Genomic DNA, 16,848 nt, shown 5'->3' on the forward strand with positions numbered 1-16,848 from the left:
GCTGGAACGGCGGGCCCCGATTCCCTTACTTCTTGTCGTAGAGCTTCAGGATCGGGTCGACGCTGGAGGCGTCGTAGAGGCCGAACGTGTGGATGTCGTAGCCGATCGGCTCGCCCGAAGCCGCCAGGCCAAGCAGCGCGACCGGCATGAAGCCCTGCGCCGAAGGATACTGCCAGGCGGCGGCGTTGACGAAGCCGTCCTTGACCGCTTGCGCCGTCTCCTTGGAATTGCCCCAGCCGACGACCGGGATCTTGCCGGCCGGAATGCCTGCGCCGTCGAACACCCGCTTGACGCTGGCCGCCACGGAATCGCCGAGCGCGATGATCGCCGGTGGATTGTTGGCGACCATATAGTCGGTCATCTTGGCGATGATGCCGGCCGGGTCGGTGCCGCAATCGACCACGTCATATTTGATGCCGAGCGGATCGAAGACGCTGGCGATGCCCTCGGTCTCGAGCTGCTGGTAGCTGGCGCCGGGAACCTCGACCGGCAGGAACACCTTGTCGCCCTGCTTCACCATCTTGTGGTCGACGAGATACTTCGCCCAGATGGCACCGGCTTCCTTGAGGTCGGCGCCGACATAGGCCTGGCGGCCGGTCGCCCGGTCGTCCGTGTTGAAGAACACGATCGGGATGCCGGCGGCCTTCGCCGCCTTCACTTCCTCGGTCCACAGCCCGGGCTGCGCCGAAGTGGTGGCGATGCCGTCCGGCTTGGCGGCCAGCGCCGAGTTGAAGGCCTCTTTCTGCGCCGCCATGTCGCCGCCGCTGAAGGAGATCTTGCAGGTGACCTTGAGCTGTTCGCAGGCCTTGGTCGCGCCGGCGTTCCAGTCGATCCAGAACGCGTCCGACGGGCCGCCATGCGACAACAGGTAGAACGTCTTCTGGCCATCCGCGGCCTGCGCGGCCGAGCCGAAGGCGACGCCGGCGAATACGGCCGCCGCGGCCGCCAGTTTCAATCCAAATTTCAACATCTCGTTTCCTCCACGTTGCTTCGTCCAAGCCGCGGGGGCCGTCCGAAAGACGGCGCCCGCATGACCTTTAGAGACCGTTGGCGCGGAACTTCCCGTCGAGGAATTTCTTGGCGCGCGGCACGTCGTCTTCCGACAGATGCTCGATGATCATCGCGATGTTCGGATGCTTCTCGGCCAGACGCTGGAGGTAGAGATCGTAGTTCAGCGAGCCGAGGCCCGGCGCCGGCAGCTCGATCTCGCCGACACCGCGGAAGGTGTGGCTTTCCATCGCGTCGGCGTCGCCGATATCGGCATGCTTTTCCGACTTGTCGTCGCCAGAACGCTTGACGTCCTTGGCGTGGGCAATCCGGATCTTGTCGGTCAGCGTGTCGAAGACCTGGTTCAGGATCTGGTCCATCCGGTCGATATTGTGGGTCTCGAAATAGTTGGTCGGGTCCATCAGCAGGCCGAGGCCAGGATGGTCAACCTGCGCGAACATCTTCACCGTCTCCTCGACCGAGCCGACGACGTTGTTGACATAGGTCTCGAGCAGGAACACCGCGCCGTGGTCGTAAGCCGTCTGGGCGAGGTCGGCGATCACCTTGCGGCACTCCTCAAAACCTTCCTCGGTCTTGTTCTTGGGGTGATGCACCCAGTCGGACTCGGTGTTGTAGGTGCCGGTCTCCGAGATCACGTAAGGCGAGCCGAAATGGCGCGCGTTGCGGATGATCTCCTTGAGATAGCCGACGCGCTTCTCGCGCTCCGCCTTGTCGGGATGGATGATGTTCGTATAGCCCGACACGCAGCAGATCGGCAGGTTGTGCTCGCGGAAGGTGTCGCGCACCTTCTTTGCCTTGTCCTTGGTGATCTGGCCGGCCGAGAGGTCGATGTCCTTGAAGTGCAGGTCGAGCTGCACCGTGTTGAAACCGAGACCGCGGATCTTCGTCGCCGTCTCCTCGAGGCCGTACGGGAAGTAGCCCGTGAAAATGCCTGCCTGCATCATGATGTGAGTTCCTCCTTGTAAGCGATTCAGTTGATTCAGTTTGTCGGGATTTCGGAGAGCCTGACCGTTCGGCCGGCCGCCATCGAGCGGTAGCCTGCCTCGACCAGCGCCATGGTCTTGACGTTGTCGGCGACGGAGAGCGCCGGCGGCGTGCCGGTCTTCACCGCGTGCTGGAGCTGCTCCATGACGCCGATGAAGGCATGCGGGAACCACATCGTCTCCCAGCTCGGGCTCACCCATTCGCCGCCGGTCGTCTCGGCCGAAGCGTAGGTCAGCGTCGAGGCCGCGCCCGTCGGCCAGCCGATCGTGCCCTTGGCGACGCCCTTGGTGCCGTCGACGCGCCAGTTGATGTGCTGATCGTCGTGATAACCGTCCTGCCGCGGGCCGGACCAGACGTCTTCGAGCGAGACCGCAAGCACGCCCGACGGGAAACGCAGCGTCGAGACGGTGATACCATCGGAATGGTCGAAATGGGTGCGCGGGTCCTTGCGCGTCAGCGTGGTGATCTCGTCCGGATCGCCGAACAGGAAGCGCAGCACGTCGAGGTGATGCACGCTCATATTGGCGAGCGTCAGCCGGTCGTAGCCCTGAAGGAAGGTCTGCCAGTGCGGGATCGCGTGCATGTCGATCTGCGCGAAGACGATGTCGCCGAGCACGCCGCTGTCGATGATCTGCTTCAAGACGCGCATCGACTGGTCGTAACGCATGTTCTGGTTGACCGAGAGGATCTTGCCGGACTTAGCCGCCTCGTCGCGCAGCTTGACGGCTTCCTCGACCGACAGCGCCAGCGGCTTTTGCGCCAGGATCGCCTTGATGTGCTTCTGTTTCAACGCGTGCCTGATCAGCGCCGGCTGCTGGTCCGGCGGAAAGGCGAGGTCGATGATGTCGACGTTCTGATCCTCGATCAGTTGTTCCGGCGTGTCGTGAACGGTCGGAATGCCCCAGCGGGTGGCGACCTTCTGAGCATTCGCCTTGGTGCGCGAGGCGATCGCCACCACCGGAAAGCCTGCTTCCTTGTAGGCCGCCAGATGGCACTCGGCCATGATCATGCCGGCGCCGACGCAACCGATCCTGTAGTCCCTGGTGCGAACCTTGACGTCCGGCTCGAAGCCTTTTTCTGCCATCTCTTCCTCCCGAAATTCAGTGCTTACGGCCGCCGTCAAAGCGCGCCCCCGTCCTGGCCGAAATAGTGCACTTTGGCCGGCTCGCAGGATATCGCCACCATAGCATCCGGCCTGATGTCAGGCTGACCGCGCAGCAGCGCCCTGAGTCGCGCCTGCCCGGCGGCTAAAGTCACCACGGTGTAGCCGCCGAGCGGCTCGACCTCGAACACCCGCGCCGGGCGGCCTTCCGCCGTCCCGTTGTCTGTCCAGGGCCGGACCTTGATGTCCTCCGGCCTGAGCCCGATCTCGATCGCCTCGGCCGGCGCCTCGGCATCGGCGATGCGGATCGTTCCTTCGGCGGCCTCGATCCCGCCCGTACCGCGCACCGACGGCAGGATGTTCATCATCGGCGAACCGAGCATGCGCGCCACATAGGCGCTTGCCGGCCGGTCGTAGATTTCGGCCGGCGCGCCGATCTGCCGGATGCGGCCGTTCTCCAGGATCGCAATGCGGTCGGCGACCGACATCGCCTCCTCCTGGTCATGCGTGACATAGATCAGCGTCTTGCCGAGCTCGCGCTGGATGCGTTTCAGCTCGACGCGCGTCTCCTCGCGCAGCCGCGCGTCAAGCGCCGAGATTGGATCGTCCATCAGATACGCTACCGGGTCGCGCACCAGGGCGCGCGCGATCGCCACGCGCTGCCGCTCCCCGCCGGAGAGCTGCGCCGGCGGCTTGTGCAGGATATGGCCGATATGCAGCTTGGCGGCGACGTCGGCCAGCCGCTTTTCGATCTCGGCTTCCGCGACCTTCCGCTCGACCAGCGGGAAGCGCACATTGTCGCGCGCGCTCATATGCGGAAACAGCGCCAGGTTCTGGAACACCATCGCGACGTTGCGCTCGGCCGGCGAGACGCTGTTGACCGGCTTGCCGCCGATCAGGATCTCGCCCTGATCCGGCGCTTCCAGCCCGAGCACCAGGCGCAGGATTGTCGACTTGCCGGACAGCGGCGGCCCGAAGAAGCAGAAGAACTCGTTGTCGTTGACGGTGAAGGAAGCATCGTCCACAGCAAGCGTGCTGCCGTAGCGTTTGGTGACATTGCGGAAAACGATATCGGCCATGGCTCAGCCCGCCTTCACTGCAAGACCGGTGGCGGCGTCGAAGACGCGCACCGACGAGGCTGGCGGCGCGACGACCGCTATCTGCCCGACCGATAATCCGACATCGTTCTCGAACACCGCCTTCACCGCGCTTTCGCCTTCGCCGAGATGGACGATGGTGCGCGCGCCAATCCGCTCGACGAAGCTTACCGGCATCGAGAGCCCGCGCTCGGCAAGCGTCACCTGCTCCGGCCGGAAACCGTAGAGGACGTCGCCGCGCGCAGCTCTCCCGGCCGGAGCGAGCTCATCCGGCAAGGGCGGTGTGACGCCGAGCGGTCCCAGATCCACGACCAGCCCGCGATCGCTTTCGGCGGGCCTGCCCTTGAGCAGGTTCATGCCTGGAGCGCCGATGAAGCGGGCGACGAAGACATTGGCTGGGTTGTTGTAGACCTCGAGCGGCGTGCCGACTTGCTGCAGCACGCCATGATCCATTACCGCGATGCGATCGGCCATGGTCATCGCTTCGAGCTGGTCGTGCGTGACATAGACCATCGTCTGCCTGAACTGGCGCTGCAGTTGCTTCAGCTCCGTGCGCATCACCGCGCGGAAGGCCGCGTCGACATTGGAGAGCGGCTCGTCGAGCAGGAAGATCGCTGGCTCCATGATCGCCGAGCGGCCGATCGCCACGCGCTGCAGGATGTTGACCGAAAGCCGGTCAGCCTTGCGGTCGAGCAGCGGCGAGAGCTGCAGCATCTCGGCGATGGCGCCAACGCGGCGGTCGATCTCGGCCTTGGCGGCGCCGCGCATCTTCGGTCCGTAGGCGAGGTTCTGGCGCACCGTCATATGGGTGAAGATGGCGTAGTTCTGGAACACGAAGCCGACGCCGCGCCGTCCCATCGGCACGCCGGCCATGTCGCGTTCGCCGAACAGGATTTTTCCACTGGTCGGCTCTTCCATGCCGGCGATCATGTTCATCGTCGTCGACTTGCCACAGCCCGAGGGTCCGAGCAGCGCCATGAACTCGCCATCGGCGATTTCGAGGTCCATCGTCTTCAGCGCGGCGAAGTCGCCGAAGCTCTTGGTGAGGTTCTTGAGGTGGATCGCGCTCATACCGGCACCTCTCGGCCCTTGGCCATGCGCTTCATGGCGTAGACCGCGACGATCGAAAGCACGATCAGGATGGCGAGAGCGATCGCCGCCACATAGCCCCAGATCAGGTCCTGAGTGGTGACCTTGTAGATGTAGACGGAGATCGTCTCGGTGGCGACGCCGGGGCCGCCGCCGGTCATGATGTAGAGCGTGTCGAAGATCTTGAAGTTCTCGATCACCCTTATCGCCAGGGCGATGATGATGATCGTTTTCATCTTCGGCAGCACGATGGTGGTGAAGCGCTGCCACGCATTGGCGCCGAGCAGCGTCGCCGCCTTCATCTGGTCTTCCGGCACGCCGACCAGGCCGGCAAGCAGGATGAGGAACATCAGCGGCGTCCATTGCCAGATGTCGGCGACCATCACCGCGATCAGCGCCAGGGTCGGATCGGAAAGCCAGGCGATCGTCACGGGGCCGCCGACGATCCTCGACAGGATATCGTTCACCGGTCCGCCTGACTGGAACAGCATAAAGAACATGTAGCCGGCGACCGCTGGCACGACCATCATCGGCATCAAGAGGATCGAGTAGAAGATGCGCTTGCCGGGAAAGTCGTCGGCGAACAGCGTCGCCAGTGCCAGGCCCAGCAGGAACTCCGCCGGCACGCAGACCAGCATGACGATCGCCGTGCGCTGCAGCGCGCTCCAGAAGCGCGTGTCTGCGGCAAGGTCTGTATAGTTGGCGAAACTGTTCCACATCTCCCAGGCGTTCCACCAGCCGATGCCCGACAGCGGCGACCAGTCGGTGACACTGATGTAGAGCTGCATCAAGAGCGGAAAGGCCGAGATAAACAGCACCAGGATCTGCGCCGGCAGGGTCAGGCGGAAGCCCAGCCGCGCGCCTTCATTAGGCGTGGCGGGCTTTGTCCGCGCCTCCATCTTGTCCTCCGCAATCGTCGCCGTCACCGCGCTCATTGCTTGAGCGCTCCGAAGGTCAACCCGCGCACCAGGTGACGCTGGATGGCAATGCCCATGATGACCGGCGGCACCGCCGCGATCAGGCCGAGCGCCGCCTTGGCGCCATAGAGCTGCCCGGTCATCGAGGACGACAGCGACGCCATGTAGACGGGGATCGTCACCCATTCGCGCGTGGTGAGCAGCAGCGCGATGAGATAGTCCGACCAGTTGAGGATGAACACGAAGAGCGCGGCGCTCGCCAGCGGCGCGCGCATCATCGGCAGCGTGATGCGGGTGAAGACGCGCAGCCGCGAGCAGCCCTCGACGAGCGCCGCCTCCTCGATCTCGCGCGGCAAGTCGTCGAAGAAGGTCTTCATCAGCCAGAAGGCGAAGGGCAGCGTGACGATACCGTAGATCAGCGCCAGCCCCCACCATGTGTCGTTGAGGTTGAGGAACGCCCACATGATCATCACCGGGATCATCACGGCCATCGGCGGAAACAGCCGGAGCTGGATCAGCGCCAGCGGCAGATTCTGGCCGGAGCCGAAGCGCGACAGGCCATAGGCCGCGGCGGTGCCCGCCGACATGGCGATCACGGTCCCGAACACCGCCGACAGCAGTGACGACAGGATCGGCTTCACCGCCGTGTGGTCGAGCGCGACGATGAGGTCGTTGGTCGAGTGGCCGAACACGAACTGGAAATTGGCAAGCGTCGGCTGCCTCGGCCACCATGTCAGGTCGGCGCCGGTCGCCGACCATTCGCCGATCGGCTTGAAGGCCATCGACACCATCCACAGGATCGGCACCAGCGTCACCGCCATCGCCGCGAGGATCGCGGCGTAGCGGAATATCTCGAAGGGAACGGAACGCTTCATCTGGCTGCTTTGCTGGTGACGTTAGGAAGGAGGGGAAGAGCTGACGCCCCTCCCCTCCGCTTCTGATCCAGGGAGACGGATCAGCTGATCGGGTCGAGAACGGTCGGCCAGGCCTCCTTGTTGGTCTTGATGGCTTCGTTGAGCTTGTCCTCGCCGATGCGGCGCGCGATCCTCTTCCACTCGCGCTCGGTGTCGGCCATCGCCTGCTCCGGCGTCTTGGCCTTGGTCAGCGAGGCCATGAGGTTCTCGTCGAGCGCGTTGTGGAAGGCCGTGGCGCCGGGATAGTTGATGGTCGGCACCGTGCGCGCCACGGTCTCGCGCACCACGTCCATGTGGTAGGCGTGATAGGTCTGGCGTACCAGCGGATCGGCGAAGTCCGACAGCCGGAACGGATCGAGATAGCCGCCGGGATTGGCACTCATCCAGGCATAGATGCGGGCCGAGCCGAGCCACTGCAGCAAGAGATAGGCGGCCTCCGGATTCTTCGACTGCGACGAGACCATGCCGGTCAGCGAGAACCAGAGCACCGAGCGGCTGATCAGCTTGCCGTCGATCTCGCGTCCCGGCGGCAGCATCGAGCCGATCTTGCCGGTGACGGCGGAATCCTTGTTGCCGGCATTGTCGAGGAATTTCGGCAGGTTGGAGAAGGCGCAGGTCATCGCCGCACCGCCCTTGGCGAAGTTGCCATACTGCTCCGGCCAGCCCCACGAGATGGCGTCCGGCGAATGATGCGCCAGCGACTCCACATATTCCTTGGTGGCGGCGACGCCTTGCTCGGAATTGATCAGCGGCTTGCCGTCGTCGCCGAACAGGAACTGGTTAGGCGATGCCATCGAGACATAGCGCTGGTACCAGTTGGTGTAGCCCCAACCCTGGTTGCGCAGGTCGGTCGAGCCGAACAGGCCCTTGTCCGGCCGCTGGAAGAAGGCAGCGACATCGCTGTGCTGCTTCCAGGTCTTCGGCGGGGCAAGGTCGTAGCCGTACTTGTCCTTGAAGGCCTTCTGCTCGGCGGCATCGCTGAACAGGTCGGTGCGGTAGACCCAGGTCTGGAAGTCGCCGTCGAGCGACACGCCATAGGTCGAGCCGCGATACTGGTTGAGCAGCGAAACGCCCTTGGCGCCGTTGACGTAGCCCTGCTTCGGGTCGTCCCATTCCGGCTTGTGCTTGGCGACGAAGTCGTCGAGCTTGGCGATGCCGCCGGTTTCGGCGAGATCGCCAAGGCGGTTCCATTCGGTCGAGTAGATGTCATAGGCCCCACCCTTGGTGGAGATGTCCTGCATCGTCTTGGTGAATTCCTGGCCGTTGGGGAGGCCGACGATCTCGATCTGGATGCCAGTTTCCTTCTCCCAGAGATCCTTGATCGACGGCGCACCGGCCGGGAAAGGCTTGGTCAGCTGACCGATCGAGCCATCGGACAGGCCAAGCACGATCTTCGCCGGCGCCTTGCCGGCCGCCTTCAGGGCCTTGGCCGCCTCTACCGCGCGCCCTTCCGGCGTGTCGGGTCCGTATTGATAGCGCTCCGCGCCATCGAAGCCGGTCGGCCCGCCGATCATGCCGGGCGCCAGCGCGTCCGCCGCGAAGGCGCGGCCGGGACGAATGAACTGCGGTGCAATACCAGTCGCGGCGACGAACACCGCGGCCTTTCCTCCGGACGCCAAAAGGCGGCGCCGCGACATGCGGATCAAATGAGACATCAAATTCCTCCCTCGGGGCCTGTTCCTCCATGGCCCGCGTGAGGGATATTGACGACAGCGCGTGAAGCCTGTCAACATCATAAATACTCAAAACACGTCATAAGATCGCAAATGAGGGAGATAATGCAGTCCACCATACCCGTCACCTCGCGCCTATTGCTTGGATTTGAGGGATTCTCGCCTCGATCCGACCGGCTTGGCCCGACCTTCGCCGCCTTATCTACCGCGCCGGCTTGCGCGCAAGCCAAGGGCGGTTACATCATTTCACATCAGAATCGCGGTCGCTGCTGAGGCGTTTTCCGGAACTGAGTGGAAGCTGCGTGATTTTGATGCTTGCGATGAGGTGCTCGACGTGCGGTCAACCCTGACAGACATAGCCCGCGAAGCCGGCGTTTCTCCGGCCACGGTCGACCGCGTGCTCAACAACCGGCCGGGCGGGCGGGCCCGCACGCGCGAGATCGTCATCGAGATGGCGCAGCGCCTGGGCTACATCGCGGAAACGCCCAACGGCGCGCCGCAGCGAGCCGTGCCGGGACAGGCGATAAGGCTCGACTTCGCGCTGCCGGCCGGCACCAACTCCTTCATCAAGCTGCTGCATCGCCACATCGAGGCGCAGGCGCTGACGCGGCCCGATCTCGACGTCCGCGTCACGACCATCGAAGGCTTCAACCCGGACCGCCTCGCCCGCCTGCTGCAGGACCTGCACGGCCAGACGCAAGGCGTCGGCGTCATCGCGCTCGACCATCCGACGGTACGCGAGGCGATCCGCTCGCTCTCGGCCAGCGACGTCAAGGTCGTCACCATTGCCTCCGACATCCTGCATGTGCCGAGGGTCGCCTATATCGGCATCGACAACCGCGCCGCCGGGCGGCTGGCCGGCTATCTTCTCAACCGCTTCATGGGCACCGGACGTCCGGGCAAGGTCGCGCTGTTCGCCGGCTCGCTCGCCTATCGCGGCCATGAGGAACGCGAGATGGGCTTCCGCCATATCGTCGCCGAAGAATCTCCCAACCTCGAGATCGTCGAGATGCGCGAAATGCTCGACGACCGCGAAAAGGCCTATTCGGAGGCCTCCGCCTTGCTCGAGCGCCACCCCGACCTTGCCGCGATCTACAATGTCGGCGCCGGCAACACCGGCATCGCCCGCGCGCTGAAGGAGCGCGGACGGGCGAAGGAGATCATCTTCCTCGGCCATGAGGTGACCGACGGCACCAAGGAGCTTCTCCTCGACGGCACGCTCGATGCGGTGATCGACCAGAACCCGCGGGTCGAGGCCAGGGAGGCGCTCAACATCCTGTCGCACTCGGTCAGAGGGTTGCCCTACGAGCTCCACCAGCCGCGGCTGCAGGTTATCTTCCGCGAGAGCATCCCGGAGATATGAGCCGTCTCGGCCTGGCTTCGAGGATTGACAGTCTCAGGCCGCGATCAGCACCGTGCTGTCCGGCGACCAGCTGAGCACGACGGGCTGACCTTCTGCCAAACGCTCTGCGCCGGTGTTCTGGACGATCACCTTCAGCGTCTGGCCGTCACGGTCGACGAAATAGGTGCTGTTGTTGCCGGCGAAGATGCGTCTGGAGACCTGCCCCTTGAGCGTATTCGCATTGCCCGCATCAGGCTTTGCCGCGCCGGTCGAGATCCGGATGCGCTCCGGCCGCACCGCGCAACTCGCCTTGGCGCCCGCTGGCACCGATGCGCCTGTCGAGGCTGCGATCGTCGTGCCGTCCGGCAGCCTGATCCCGGAGCCGGTCGCATCGCCGCGAAAGATGTTGGCGTCGCCGAGGAAGGTCGCGGCGAACTCGCTTTGCGGCCGGTCATAGATCTCCTCCGGCGGCCCCTCCTGCACCAGCCTGCCGTCGCGCAATATGCCGATGCGGTCGCTCATCGTCAGCGCCTCTTCCTGGTCGTGCGTGACGAAGATGGTGGTGATGCCGATCTCACGCTGGATGCGTTTCAGCTCGATCTGCATGTCGACGCGCAACGCCTTGTCCAGCGCGCCGAGCGGCTCGTCGAGCAAAAGCACGCGCGGCTTGGTGACGATGGCGCGCGCCAGCGCCACGCGCTGGCGCTGGCCGCCCGAGAGCTGGTGCGGCTTGCGGGCGCCAAGCTTGCCGAGTTGCACCAGGTCGAGCGCGCGCTGCACCTCCGTTGCGATCGTCGCCTTCGGCTCGCCGCGCACGGAAAGCCCGAAGGCGACATTGTCGGCAGCACTCATATTGGGAAACAGCGCATAGTTCTGGAACACCATGCCGATGCGCCGCTTCTCGACCGGCACGCGCTCGACGCTTTCGCCGCCGATGGCGATACGGCCGGCGTCGGGAAAATCAAAGCCGGCGATCTGCCTGAGCAGCGTGGTCTTGCCGCTGCCCGAGGGCCCGAGCAGCGCATAGAAGCCGCCATCGGCAAAATCGATCGACACATCGTCCAACGCCTTGTGCGCGCCAAAACTGCGGGAGACGTTCGTGACCTGGACGCCAGCCATTATTTCTCTCCGCCGAATTTGAAGAAGCGCGCCGTGAGCAGCATCAGCGCCATCGACACGACAATGATGATCGTCGAGACCGCGTTGATCTCCGGGGTAAAACCCTTGCGGATCGCGGCGTAGATTTCGACCGGCAGCGTCGTCTGGCCGGGCGTCGACAGGAAGTAGGAGACGACGAACTGGTCGAACGACACGGCAAACGCGAACAGCCCGCCGGCGATCACGCCGGGCATGATCCAGGGCAAGGTCACACGCATGGTCACCTGCCATTGGTTGGCGCCCAGCGAGCGCGCCGCCTCTTCAAGCTCCGGTGCGAAGGTCTGCAGCCGGGCGGAGACGACGACGATGACATAAGGCAGCGCCAGCGCGACATGGCCGAGCAGGATGGCGACAAGCCCGCGTCCGATGCCGACGCCGAAGAAGAAGATCAGCATCGCCGTGCCGGTGATCAGCCACGGAATGGCGATCGGCGGGAAGAGCAGCGCCTGCAGCACCTTCTTGCCGCGGAACTCGTAGCGGTAGAACGCGAGCGAAGCCATCGAGCCCAGCACGGTCGAGATCAAAGTGGTGATGACGGCGATCTCGATGCTGTTCCAGGTCGCCGCGATCAGCTGGTCGTTCTGCCAGAGCGAGGCGTACCAGTCCGTCGTCCACTCGAACGGCAATTGGTAGAAGGGCGAGGCGTTGAAGGACATCGCCGCCATGATGATGATCGGCAGGTAGAGGAAGCCGAGCAAAAGCACGATGTAGAAGCCCCCGAGCCATTCGAGGATACGCGTCGTTGCCATCACGCAGCCCTCCGCAGGACAGGCGCGGCCAGCGCCAGGATGATCAGCACGACGGCGAGCAGGATGAAGGAGAGCGCGGCGCCCAGCGGCCAGTTGAACACGGCGACGAACTGGTCCTCGATGACGGTACCGTAAAAAGTGCCGGTGCGGCCGCCGAGGATGCGCGGCTCCATGAACGAGCCGACCACCGGCACGAAGATGAGCGCTGAGCCCGCGATCAGGCCCGGCATCGACAGCGGGATGATCACCCGCCACAGCACCTGCCGCCGCGACGCGCCGAGCGAGCGGCCGGCCTCGATCAGCGAGTCGTCGATGGCCTGCAGCGTGAGATAGCAAGTCAGCACCATGTAGGGCACATAGGAATGCACCAGGCCGATGATGACGGCCGGATAGGAATACATGAGATCGATGTTGATCTTGAACGGCAGCACCGCGTTGAGCGCCGTGTCGAGGATGCCGCCTTCGCGCAGCACCATCGCCCAGGAGAAGATCCGCACCAGCCCGTTCGACCAGAACGGCAGGATGACGAGCAGGAAGATCGCCTCGCGGCTGCGCCCTTTGAGCACCTTGGCCAGCACATAGGCCGCAGGATAGCCGATGACGATGCACCACAGCGTCACTTCGAGGCCAAGCCGCAGCGAGGCGAACAGAAGCGTCGAATAAAGGCTTTGCGAAAAGAAGGCCGCGTAGTTGCCGAGTGTGAACGACCACTCTTTGCCTGCCAGCGGCAGGTCGGTCATGAAGGAGAAGAACACCATGGCCGACAGCGGCAGGAAGATCGCCACCGTCAGCCACAGATAGGCGGGAAGGAGGAGCGGCAGGGCAGGCCTCAGTCCGCGGCGTGAACCGATCGCAAGCAGGTCAGCCATTTGCCTCTCTCCGCCCCGAAGCAGCCTGATTACTTCACGTTGACCTTCAGCTCTTGCCACAGCGCCAGGTATTTTTCGCGCTGCTCATCGGTGATCGGCGCCTGGAACTGGATGCGCTTGGCGACATCGGGGCTGCCCATGACCTTGCGGTTGAAGGCATCCTCCGGCAGCGCGTCGACCGCCTTGGTGTTGGCCGAGACCGGCGCGCCGACCTTGGTGACCCATTCGACGTAGAATTTCGGGTCGATCATGTAGTTGATGAAGGCCTCGGCGCCGGCGACGTTCTTGGAGCCGACGGGAATAGAGAAGGCGTCGAGCCAGGCGACCGAGCCTTCCTGCGGGATGACCAGCGAGACCGGCAGCTTGAAATGCGTCTTGGCGCGGTCGGCCGAGCCGCTCCAATAGGTGCCGATGTCGATCTGGTTGGAGGCGACCATCTGGTTCCAGTCGTTTTCCGAGCTCCAGAAGGTCTTGATCTGCGGCATCAGCGAGGTGAGCTTCGCCTTGACCGCGTCCATATCTTTGATGTCGTTGATGTTCTGCCCCGACGCCAGCGCGCCGAACTGCACCGCCTCGACGGCGTCGTCGCGGATGATGACGCGGCCCTTATGCGCCGGATCCCACATCTCGGCGATGCTCGTCGGCGGCTTGTCGAAGGATTTGTCGTTGATGGCCAGAGCCGTCAGACCCCACACCCACGGCACGCCATAGACCTTGCCGTCATGGTTCAGCATCGGCGAGCTGGCCTTATCCTTGGCGATGTCGGCATAGTTGGAGAGCTTGGACGTATCGATCGGCTGGATCAGCTTGCCGGCCATCGCCTGGTCGTTGAAGGCGGCATTGATCATGACGACGTCGTAGAGGCCGGGATTGGTGCGGATCTTGGTCAGCATCTCCTGTTCGGAGTTGAAGAAGTCGTTGACCACCTTGAAGCCGGTCGCCTTCTCGAAATTGGCGACCGCCCACGGCTCGTCGGCGCCATAGCCCTTCCAGTTGAGCACATGCACTTCCTCGGCGGCCTGGGCGGCGAGCGTGAATGCTGAAACGAAGACGGCGGTCGCCGCCAGAAAAGCGGTCAGTCTGGGCATGCGCATGTTTTCTTTCCTCTCATTGTTCGCCCGGTTGATGGGCTTGTTAAGTTGCAGTCGCTTCCTCCCAGTCATGCGCGATCGCTGCTTGATCGCGATGGCTCAGGAATTCCTGGATCTCTGTGTCCGTCGGTGCCGAAGACCCGCCATGGCGGGTGACGGAAAGGGCCGCTGCCGCATTGGCGTAGCGGGCCGCTTCGCAAGGCGACAGGCCACGTGACAGCGCACTCACGAAAGCGCCGATATGCGTGTCGCCGGCGCCATTGGTATCGACCGCCTCCACCTTGAAACCGGGCACCGCGCGGGTGCCGCCGTCGGCCATGCGCACCAGGCAGCCATGCGCGCCGGCGCGAATGACGACACCCGCCGCCTTCGGGCAGTGCTGTTCAAGCAATCGAACGGCGACGGTCTGGGCATCGCCGGCAATCTCGGCGGCCTCATTGGTGTTGCAGCTCAGCCAGGTCGTACGCGCCAGCACCCTGTCCAGGATCGGCCGTGGAATATCGGCGATCACCGGAGTCGGATCGAAAACGAAAGCAATGCCGGCCGGCAGCGCCTCGATCCAGTCGGTGAGCACGTCGCGGCTGCCGGGATAGCTCAGCGTATAGCCCGAGGTGAAAACCCAATCGCCCGCAACGGCTTGGACGGGCGCCATCATGTCCGCCGTGAGCCGGCTCTCGGCGCCCGGCCACGAGACGAAGGTGCGTTCGGCGTCGCCGCTGATCATGGCGACACAATTGCCGCTGTCCATCGAGGGCGACGGTGGCGTCAGCGTTTCGATACCTTCGGCGGCGAAGGCTGCGCGCAGGAAGTCTCCGTCCGGTCCGGTGCCAAGCTGGCCGCCGAACACCACTTTCATGCCGGTGCGGCTTGCCGCGACCATCATGTTGAAGCCGCCGCCGGCGACCCGGGCGTAAGCTGACGCGGTCTTTTCCGTGCCGGCCGCCGGCAAGGCATCGATGCGGTAGACATAGTCGACCACCGCGCTGCCGACATGGACGAGCCGCCCGCTCACGCCGCGTCCTCCTTGCCTGGGCCGGTCTTGGAGCCGCGTGCCGCGACCAGATCCCCGGCCAGCGAGCGGACATCCGCTATGTCGATGCCATGCAGTTGGGCGATGCGATCCTGCGGCAGCTTCGACAGCCCGGCGCATGCGCCCGCCATGCCGGCGGCGATCGCCCCGATCGTATCCGTGTCGCCACCGAGATTGGCCGCGATGACGGCCGCCCGCCATGCGTCGCCTTGCGCGACCTCCAGCACCGCGAAGGCCGCCGGCACCGATTCCTGGCTGGCGACGCCGGTGCCGATCAGGTCGACGACCAGCTTGATTGCCTCCTTCTCCGCCTTGCCGCGAACAAGCGCCTGCGCCCAGACAATGCGCGCGGCGATGTCGCCGCCGGTGACCCAATGGCCGAGCGCGGCACCTAGCCGTGCCGCTGCGACCGCATGGCCGGCAGCGGCGCGCCAGTCGCCGCCCGAGACGCCGAGACTGACGGCAGCTGCGACGGCGGATGCGGATGCGATGGCGATCGAGGTGTTGTGCGTGGCCCGGCAGGTCTGCGCCACCTTGGCGACCAGCGCGTCGAGCGGCTCCGGCGGCATCATGATGCCGACGGGCGCAATCCGCATTGCCGCGCCATTGGTGTCGCCGCTGCGCCCCGCCTCCTCCGCCGGCACGCCGCTGTTGATGGCGTCGATGGCGCGCTTGGTCGATGGTCCAAGCAGGTCGTAGCTGCCGCGCGCCTTGACGTCCCGCTCCCAGTCGAGCAGCGCGTTGACCCAGCGCGCATGGTCGAAACGCTCGCCGGACTCGACGAGGATGCGGCCAAGCAGCAGCGCCTGCTCGGTGTCGTCGGTGATCGCGCCGGCCGGCAGCCCTTTCGACACCGGGTGATCGGCGGCAGGCGCAACGAAATCCTCGACATGGCCGTAGAGCTCGGCGATGCGGGCCGGCGACAGAAGCTGCGTCGGCATGCCGAGCGCATCGCCAAGCGCCCCGCCAATCAGCGCGCCCATTGCCCGATCCATCGAGGCAGCGTCCGCCATGCTCAGAACTCCAGGTGAAGCGCGAAATGCGCGGGGTTGAGCAGGCTGGTAACGAATTCGATGGCGCGCCCGTCGGCGGCGCGCGTCAGGCGGCGTGTGCGCAGGAACGGCGTGCCCGGCGCGCAGGCGAGGATCGCGGCGTCGGCGGCGCTCAGCATCTCGATGTCGACCCATTCCTCGCCGTGGTCGGGAACAAGCCCTGCCCCGCGCAGCGTCTGGTGCAGCGTGCCTTCGCGTAGCCCGCGCAGCGGTATGTCCTCCAATTCGGGCGACAGCGGCAGGCGGCTGCGTTCGATCGAGATGGCGTGGCCGTCGTCGGCATTGGTGCGGGCGCGGTCGACGGCGATGAAGGACGGGCTCTCGACCCCGAGCCTCGCCGCCAGTTCGGCGTCCTCGATGATCTCCAGCCGCAACGTGCGGGTCTCGGCATTGGCGCCGGCATTGGCAAGCGCGCGTGACCAGCCGATCGCGTCATCGACCGGCATGCCGTCGAAAGTGACGAAGGAGCCGATGCCGACCTTGGTGGTGATCAGTCCGCGGCTCGACAGTTCTTCGAGCCCCTTGCGGACCGTGTTGCGGCTGACGGAGAAGCGCTGGACGAGCTCGTTCTCGCTCTGCAGGCGGTCGCCGAAGCCAAGCAGGCCGGAGCGTATCTCATGCTCCAGAACCGTCGCTATCTGCTCGGGCTTGCCCGTGCCGGGTGAGAGCTGCATCGTGCGACGGGCCATATCGATACCTGTTCAATGAACCTGTATAATCCTGTTCATTAACGTATCTGAAATGAAGCGTCAACGGGCTTCGGCCCGCCAATC

Annotated in this window: 16 protein-coding genes; 1 reads left to right on the plus strand and 15 read right to left on the minus strand. The window is 64.8% G+C overall.

Annotated features, from left to right (window positions below; genetic code table 11):
* Nucleotides 1-25: 25 nt before the first annotated feature.
* The 8 genes from LB572_RS28525 to LB572_RS28560 all read right to left on the minus strand — a co-directional run bounded on the left by LB572_RS28525 (nucleotide 26) and on the right by LB572_RS28560 (nucleotide 8,766).
* Nucleotides 26-970: a substrate-binding domain-containing protein gene (locus tag LB572_RS28525; RefSeq protein ID WP_224670103.1), complete on the minus strand. Its 945-nt coding sequence runs from the start codon at nucleotides 968-970 to the stop codon at nucleotides 26-28.
* A 67-nt stretch (nucleotides 971-1,037) separates the two neighbouring features.
* The gene (locus tag LB572_RS28530; protein WP_140802497.1) at nucleotides 1,038-1,952 is read right to left on the minus strand and encodes a sugar phosphate isomerase/epimerase family protein; all 915 of its coding nucleotides are present in this window, start codon (nucleotides 1,950-1,952) and stop codon (nucleotides 1,038-1,040) included.
* A 35-nt stretch (nucleotides 1,953-1,987) separates the two neighbouring features.
* Nucleotides 1,988-3,076, minus strand: coding sequence for a Gfo/Idh/MocA family protein (locus LB572_RS28535; protein WP_224670104.1), 1,089 nt, complete (start codon nucleotides 3,074-3,076; stop codon nucleotides 1,988-1,990).
* A 35-nt stretch (nucleotides 3,077-3,111) separates the two neighbouring features.
* Nucleotides 3,112-4,173 (minus strand): ABC transporter ATP-binding protein, encoded by a 1,062-nt coding sequence (locus tag LB572_RS28540; protein ID WP_224670105.1) that lies wholly within the window; start codon nucleotides 4,171-4,173, stop codon nucleotides 3,112-3,114.
* Between the two features lie 3 nt (nucleotides 4,174-4,176).
* Nucleotides 4,177-5,262, minus strand: a complete 1,086-nt coding sequence (locus tag LB572_RS28545) for an ABC transporter ATP-binding protein (RefSeq protein WP_224670106.1) — start codon at nucleotides 5,260-5,262, stop codon at nucleotides 4,177-4,179.
* Entirely contained in the window at nucleotides 5,259-6,215 is a 957-nt protein-coding gene (locus LB572_RS28550; protein WP_140802501.1) for a carbohydrate ABC transporter permease, read from the minus strand. The genes LB572_RS28545 and LB572_RS28550 overlap by 4 nt, the downstream gene beginning before the upstream one ends.
* On the minus strand, nucleotides 6,212-7,072 hold the full coding sequence (locus LB572_RS28555) for a carbohydrate ABC transporter permease (protein WP_140802502.1): 861 nt from the start codon (nucleotides 7,070-7,072) through the stop codon (nucleotides 6,212-6,214). The genes LB572_RS28550 and LB572_RS28555 overlap by 4 nt, the downstream gene beginning before the upstream one ends.
* A gap of 80 nt (nucleotides 7,073-7,152) precedes the next feature.
* Nucleotides 7,153-8,766 carry an extracellular solute-binding protein gene (locus LB572_RS28560; RefSeq protein WP_140802503.1) on the minus strand — a complete coding sequence of 538 codons (1,614 nt, stop codon included), beginning with the start codon at nucleotides 8,764-8,766 and terminating at the stop codon, nucleotides 7,153-7,155.
* A gap of 352 nt (nucleotides 8,767-9,118) precedes the next feature.
* Here LB572_RS28560 and LB572_RS28565 point away from each other — a divergent pair, with 352 nt between their 5' ends.
* Nucleotides 9,119-10,147: a LacI family DNA-binding transcriptional regulator gene (locus LB572_RS28565; protein WP_224670107.1), complete on the plus strand. Its 1,029-nt coding sequence runs from the start codon at nucleotides 9,119-9,121 to the stop codon at nucleotides 10,145-10,147.
* Between the two features lie 33 nt (nucleotides 10,148-10,180).
* Here the strand turns inward: LB572_RS28565 and LB572_RS28570 are convergent, their stop codons facing one another.
* The 7 genes from LB572_RS28570 to LB572_RS28600 are packed head-to-tail and all read right to left on the minus strand — an operon-like array spanning nucleotide 10,181 to nucleotide 16,764.
* Complete coding sequence (locus LB572_RS28570) at nucleotides 10,181-11,245, minus strand: ABC transporter ATP-binding protein (protein WP_224670108.1); 1,065 nt, start codon at nucleotides 11,243-11,245, stop codon at nucleotides 10,181-10,183.
* Nucleotides 11,245-12,033: an ABC transporter permease gene (locus tag LB572_RS28575; protein ID WP_224670109.1), complete on the minus strand. Its 789-nt coding sequence runs from the start codon at nucleotides 12,031-12,033 to the stop codon at nucleotides 11,245-11,247. Before LB572_RS28575 ends, LB572_RS28570 begins: the two co-directional genes overlap by 1 nt.
* Complete coding sequence (locus tag LB572_RS28580) at nucleotides 12,033-12,902, minus strand: ABC transporter permease (protein WP_140802507.1); 870 nt, start codon at nucleotides 12,900-12,902, stop codon at nucleotides 12,033-12,035. The genes LB572_RS28575 and LB572_RS28580 overlap by 1 nt, the downstream gene beginning before the upstream one ends.
* A gap of 29 nt (nucleotides 12,903-12,931) precedes the next feature.
* Nucleotides 12,932-13,996, minus strand: coding sequence for an ABC transporter substrate-binding protein (locus LB572_RS28585; RefSeq protein ID WP_140802508.1), 1,065 nt, complete (start codon nucleotides 13,994-13,996; stop codon nucleotides 12,932-12,934).
* 40 nt (nucleotides 13,997-14,036) lie between these two features.
* Nucleotides 14,037-15,005 carry a PfkB family carbohydrate kinase gene (locus LB572_RS28590; protein WP_224670110.1) on the minus strand — a complete coding sequence of 323 codons (969 nt, stop codon included), beginning with the start codon at nucleotides 15,003-15,005 and terminating at the stop codon, nucleotides 14,037-14,039.
* Entirely contained in the window at nucleotides 15,002-16,036 is a 1,035-nt protein-coding gene (locus LB572_RS28595; RefSeq protein WP_140802510.1) for an ADP-ribosylglycohydrolase family protein, read from the minus strand. Before LB572_RS28595 ends, LB572_RS28590 begins: the two co-directional genes overlap by 4 nt.
* 2 nt (nucleotides 16,037-16,038) lie before the next feature.
* Nucleotides 16,039-16,764: a GntR family transcriptional regulator gene (locus LB572_RS28600; RefSeq protein ID WP_224670111.1), complete on the minus strand. Its 726-nt coding sequence runs from the start codon at nucleotides 16,762-16,764 to the stop codon at nucleotides 16,039-16,041.
* Nucleotides 16,765-16,848 lie beyond the last annotated feature (84 nt).

This window comes from Mesorhizobium sp. BH1-1-5, assembly GCF_020165615.1.
GTDB lineage: Bacteria > Pseudomonadota > Alphaproteobacteria > Rhizobiales > Rhizobiaceae > Mesorhizobium.

What these genes read in the sequence shown, in the direction of transcription:
- LB572_RS28525 (WP_224670103.1), bottom strand. Translation starts at nt 970, where the DNA reads ATGTTGAAATTTGGATTGAAACTGGCGGCCGCGGCGGCCGTATTCGCC.
- LB572_RS28530 (WP_140802497.1), bottom strand. Translation starts at nt 1,952, where the DNA reads ATGATGCAGGCAGGCATTTTCACGGGCTACTTCCCGTACGGCCTCGAG.
- LB572_RS28535 (WP_224670104.1), bottom strand. Translation starts at nt 3,076, where the DNA reads ATGGCAGAAAAAGGCTTCGAGCCGGACGTCAAGGTTCGCACCAGGGAC.
- LB572_RS28540 (WP_224670105.1), bottom strand. Translation starts at nt 4,173, where the DNA reads ATGGCCGATATCGTTTTCCGCAATGTCACCAAACGCTACGGCAGCACG.
- LB572_RS28545 (WP_224670106.1), bottom strand. Translation starts at nt 5,262, where the DNA reads ATGAGCGCGATCCACCTCAAGAACCTCACCAAGAGCTTCGGCGACTTC.
- LB572_RS28550 (WP_140802501.1), bottom strand. Translation starts at nt 6,215, where the DNA reads ATGAGCGCGGTGACGGCGACGATTGCGGAGGACAAGATGGAGGCGCGG.
- LB572_RS28555 (WP_140802502.1), bottom strand. Translation starts at nt 7,072, where the DNA reads ATGAAGCGTTCCGTTCCCTTCGAGATATTCCGCTACGCCGCGATCCTC.
- LB572_RS28560 (WP_140802503.1), bottom strand. Translation starts at nt 8,766, where the DNA reads ATGTCTCATTTGATCCGCATGTCGCGGCGCCGCCTTTTGGCGTCCGGA.
- LB572_RS28570 (WP_224670108.1), bottom strand. Translation starts at nt 11,245, where the DNA reads ATGGCTGGCGTCCAGGTCACGAACGTCTCCCGCAGTTTTGGCGCGCAC.
- LB572_RS28575 (WP_224670109.1), bottom strand. Translation starts at nt 12,033, where the DNA reads ATGGCAACGACGCGTATCCTCGAATGGCTCGGGGGCTTCTACATCGTG.
- LB572_RS28580 (WP_140802507.1), bottom strand. Translation starts at nt 12,902, where the DNA reads ATGGCTGACCTGCTTGCGATCGGTTCACGCCGCGGACTGAGGCCTGCC.
- LB572_RS28585 (WP_140802508.1), bottom strand. Translation starts at nt 13,996, where the DNA reads ATGCGCATGCCCAGACTGACCGCTTTTCTGGCGGCGACCGCCGTCTTC.
- LB572_RS28595 (WP_140802510.1), bottom strand. Translation starts at nt 16,036, where the DNA reads ATGGCGGACGCTGCCTCGATGGATCGGGCAATGGGCGCGCTGATTGGC.
- LB572_RS28600 (WP_224670111.1), bottom strand. Translation starts at nt 16,764, where the DNA reads ATGGCCCGTCGCACGATGCAGCTCTCACCCGGCACGGGCAAGCCCGAG.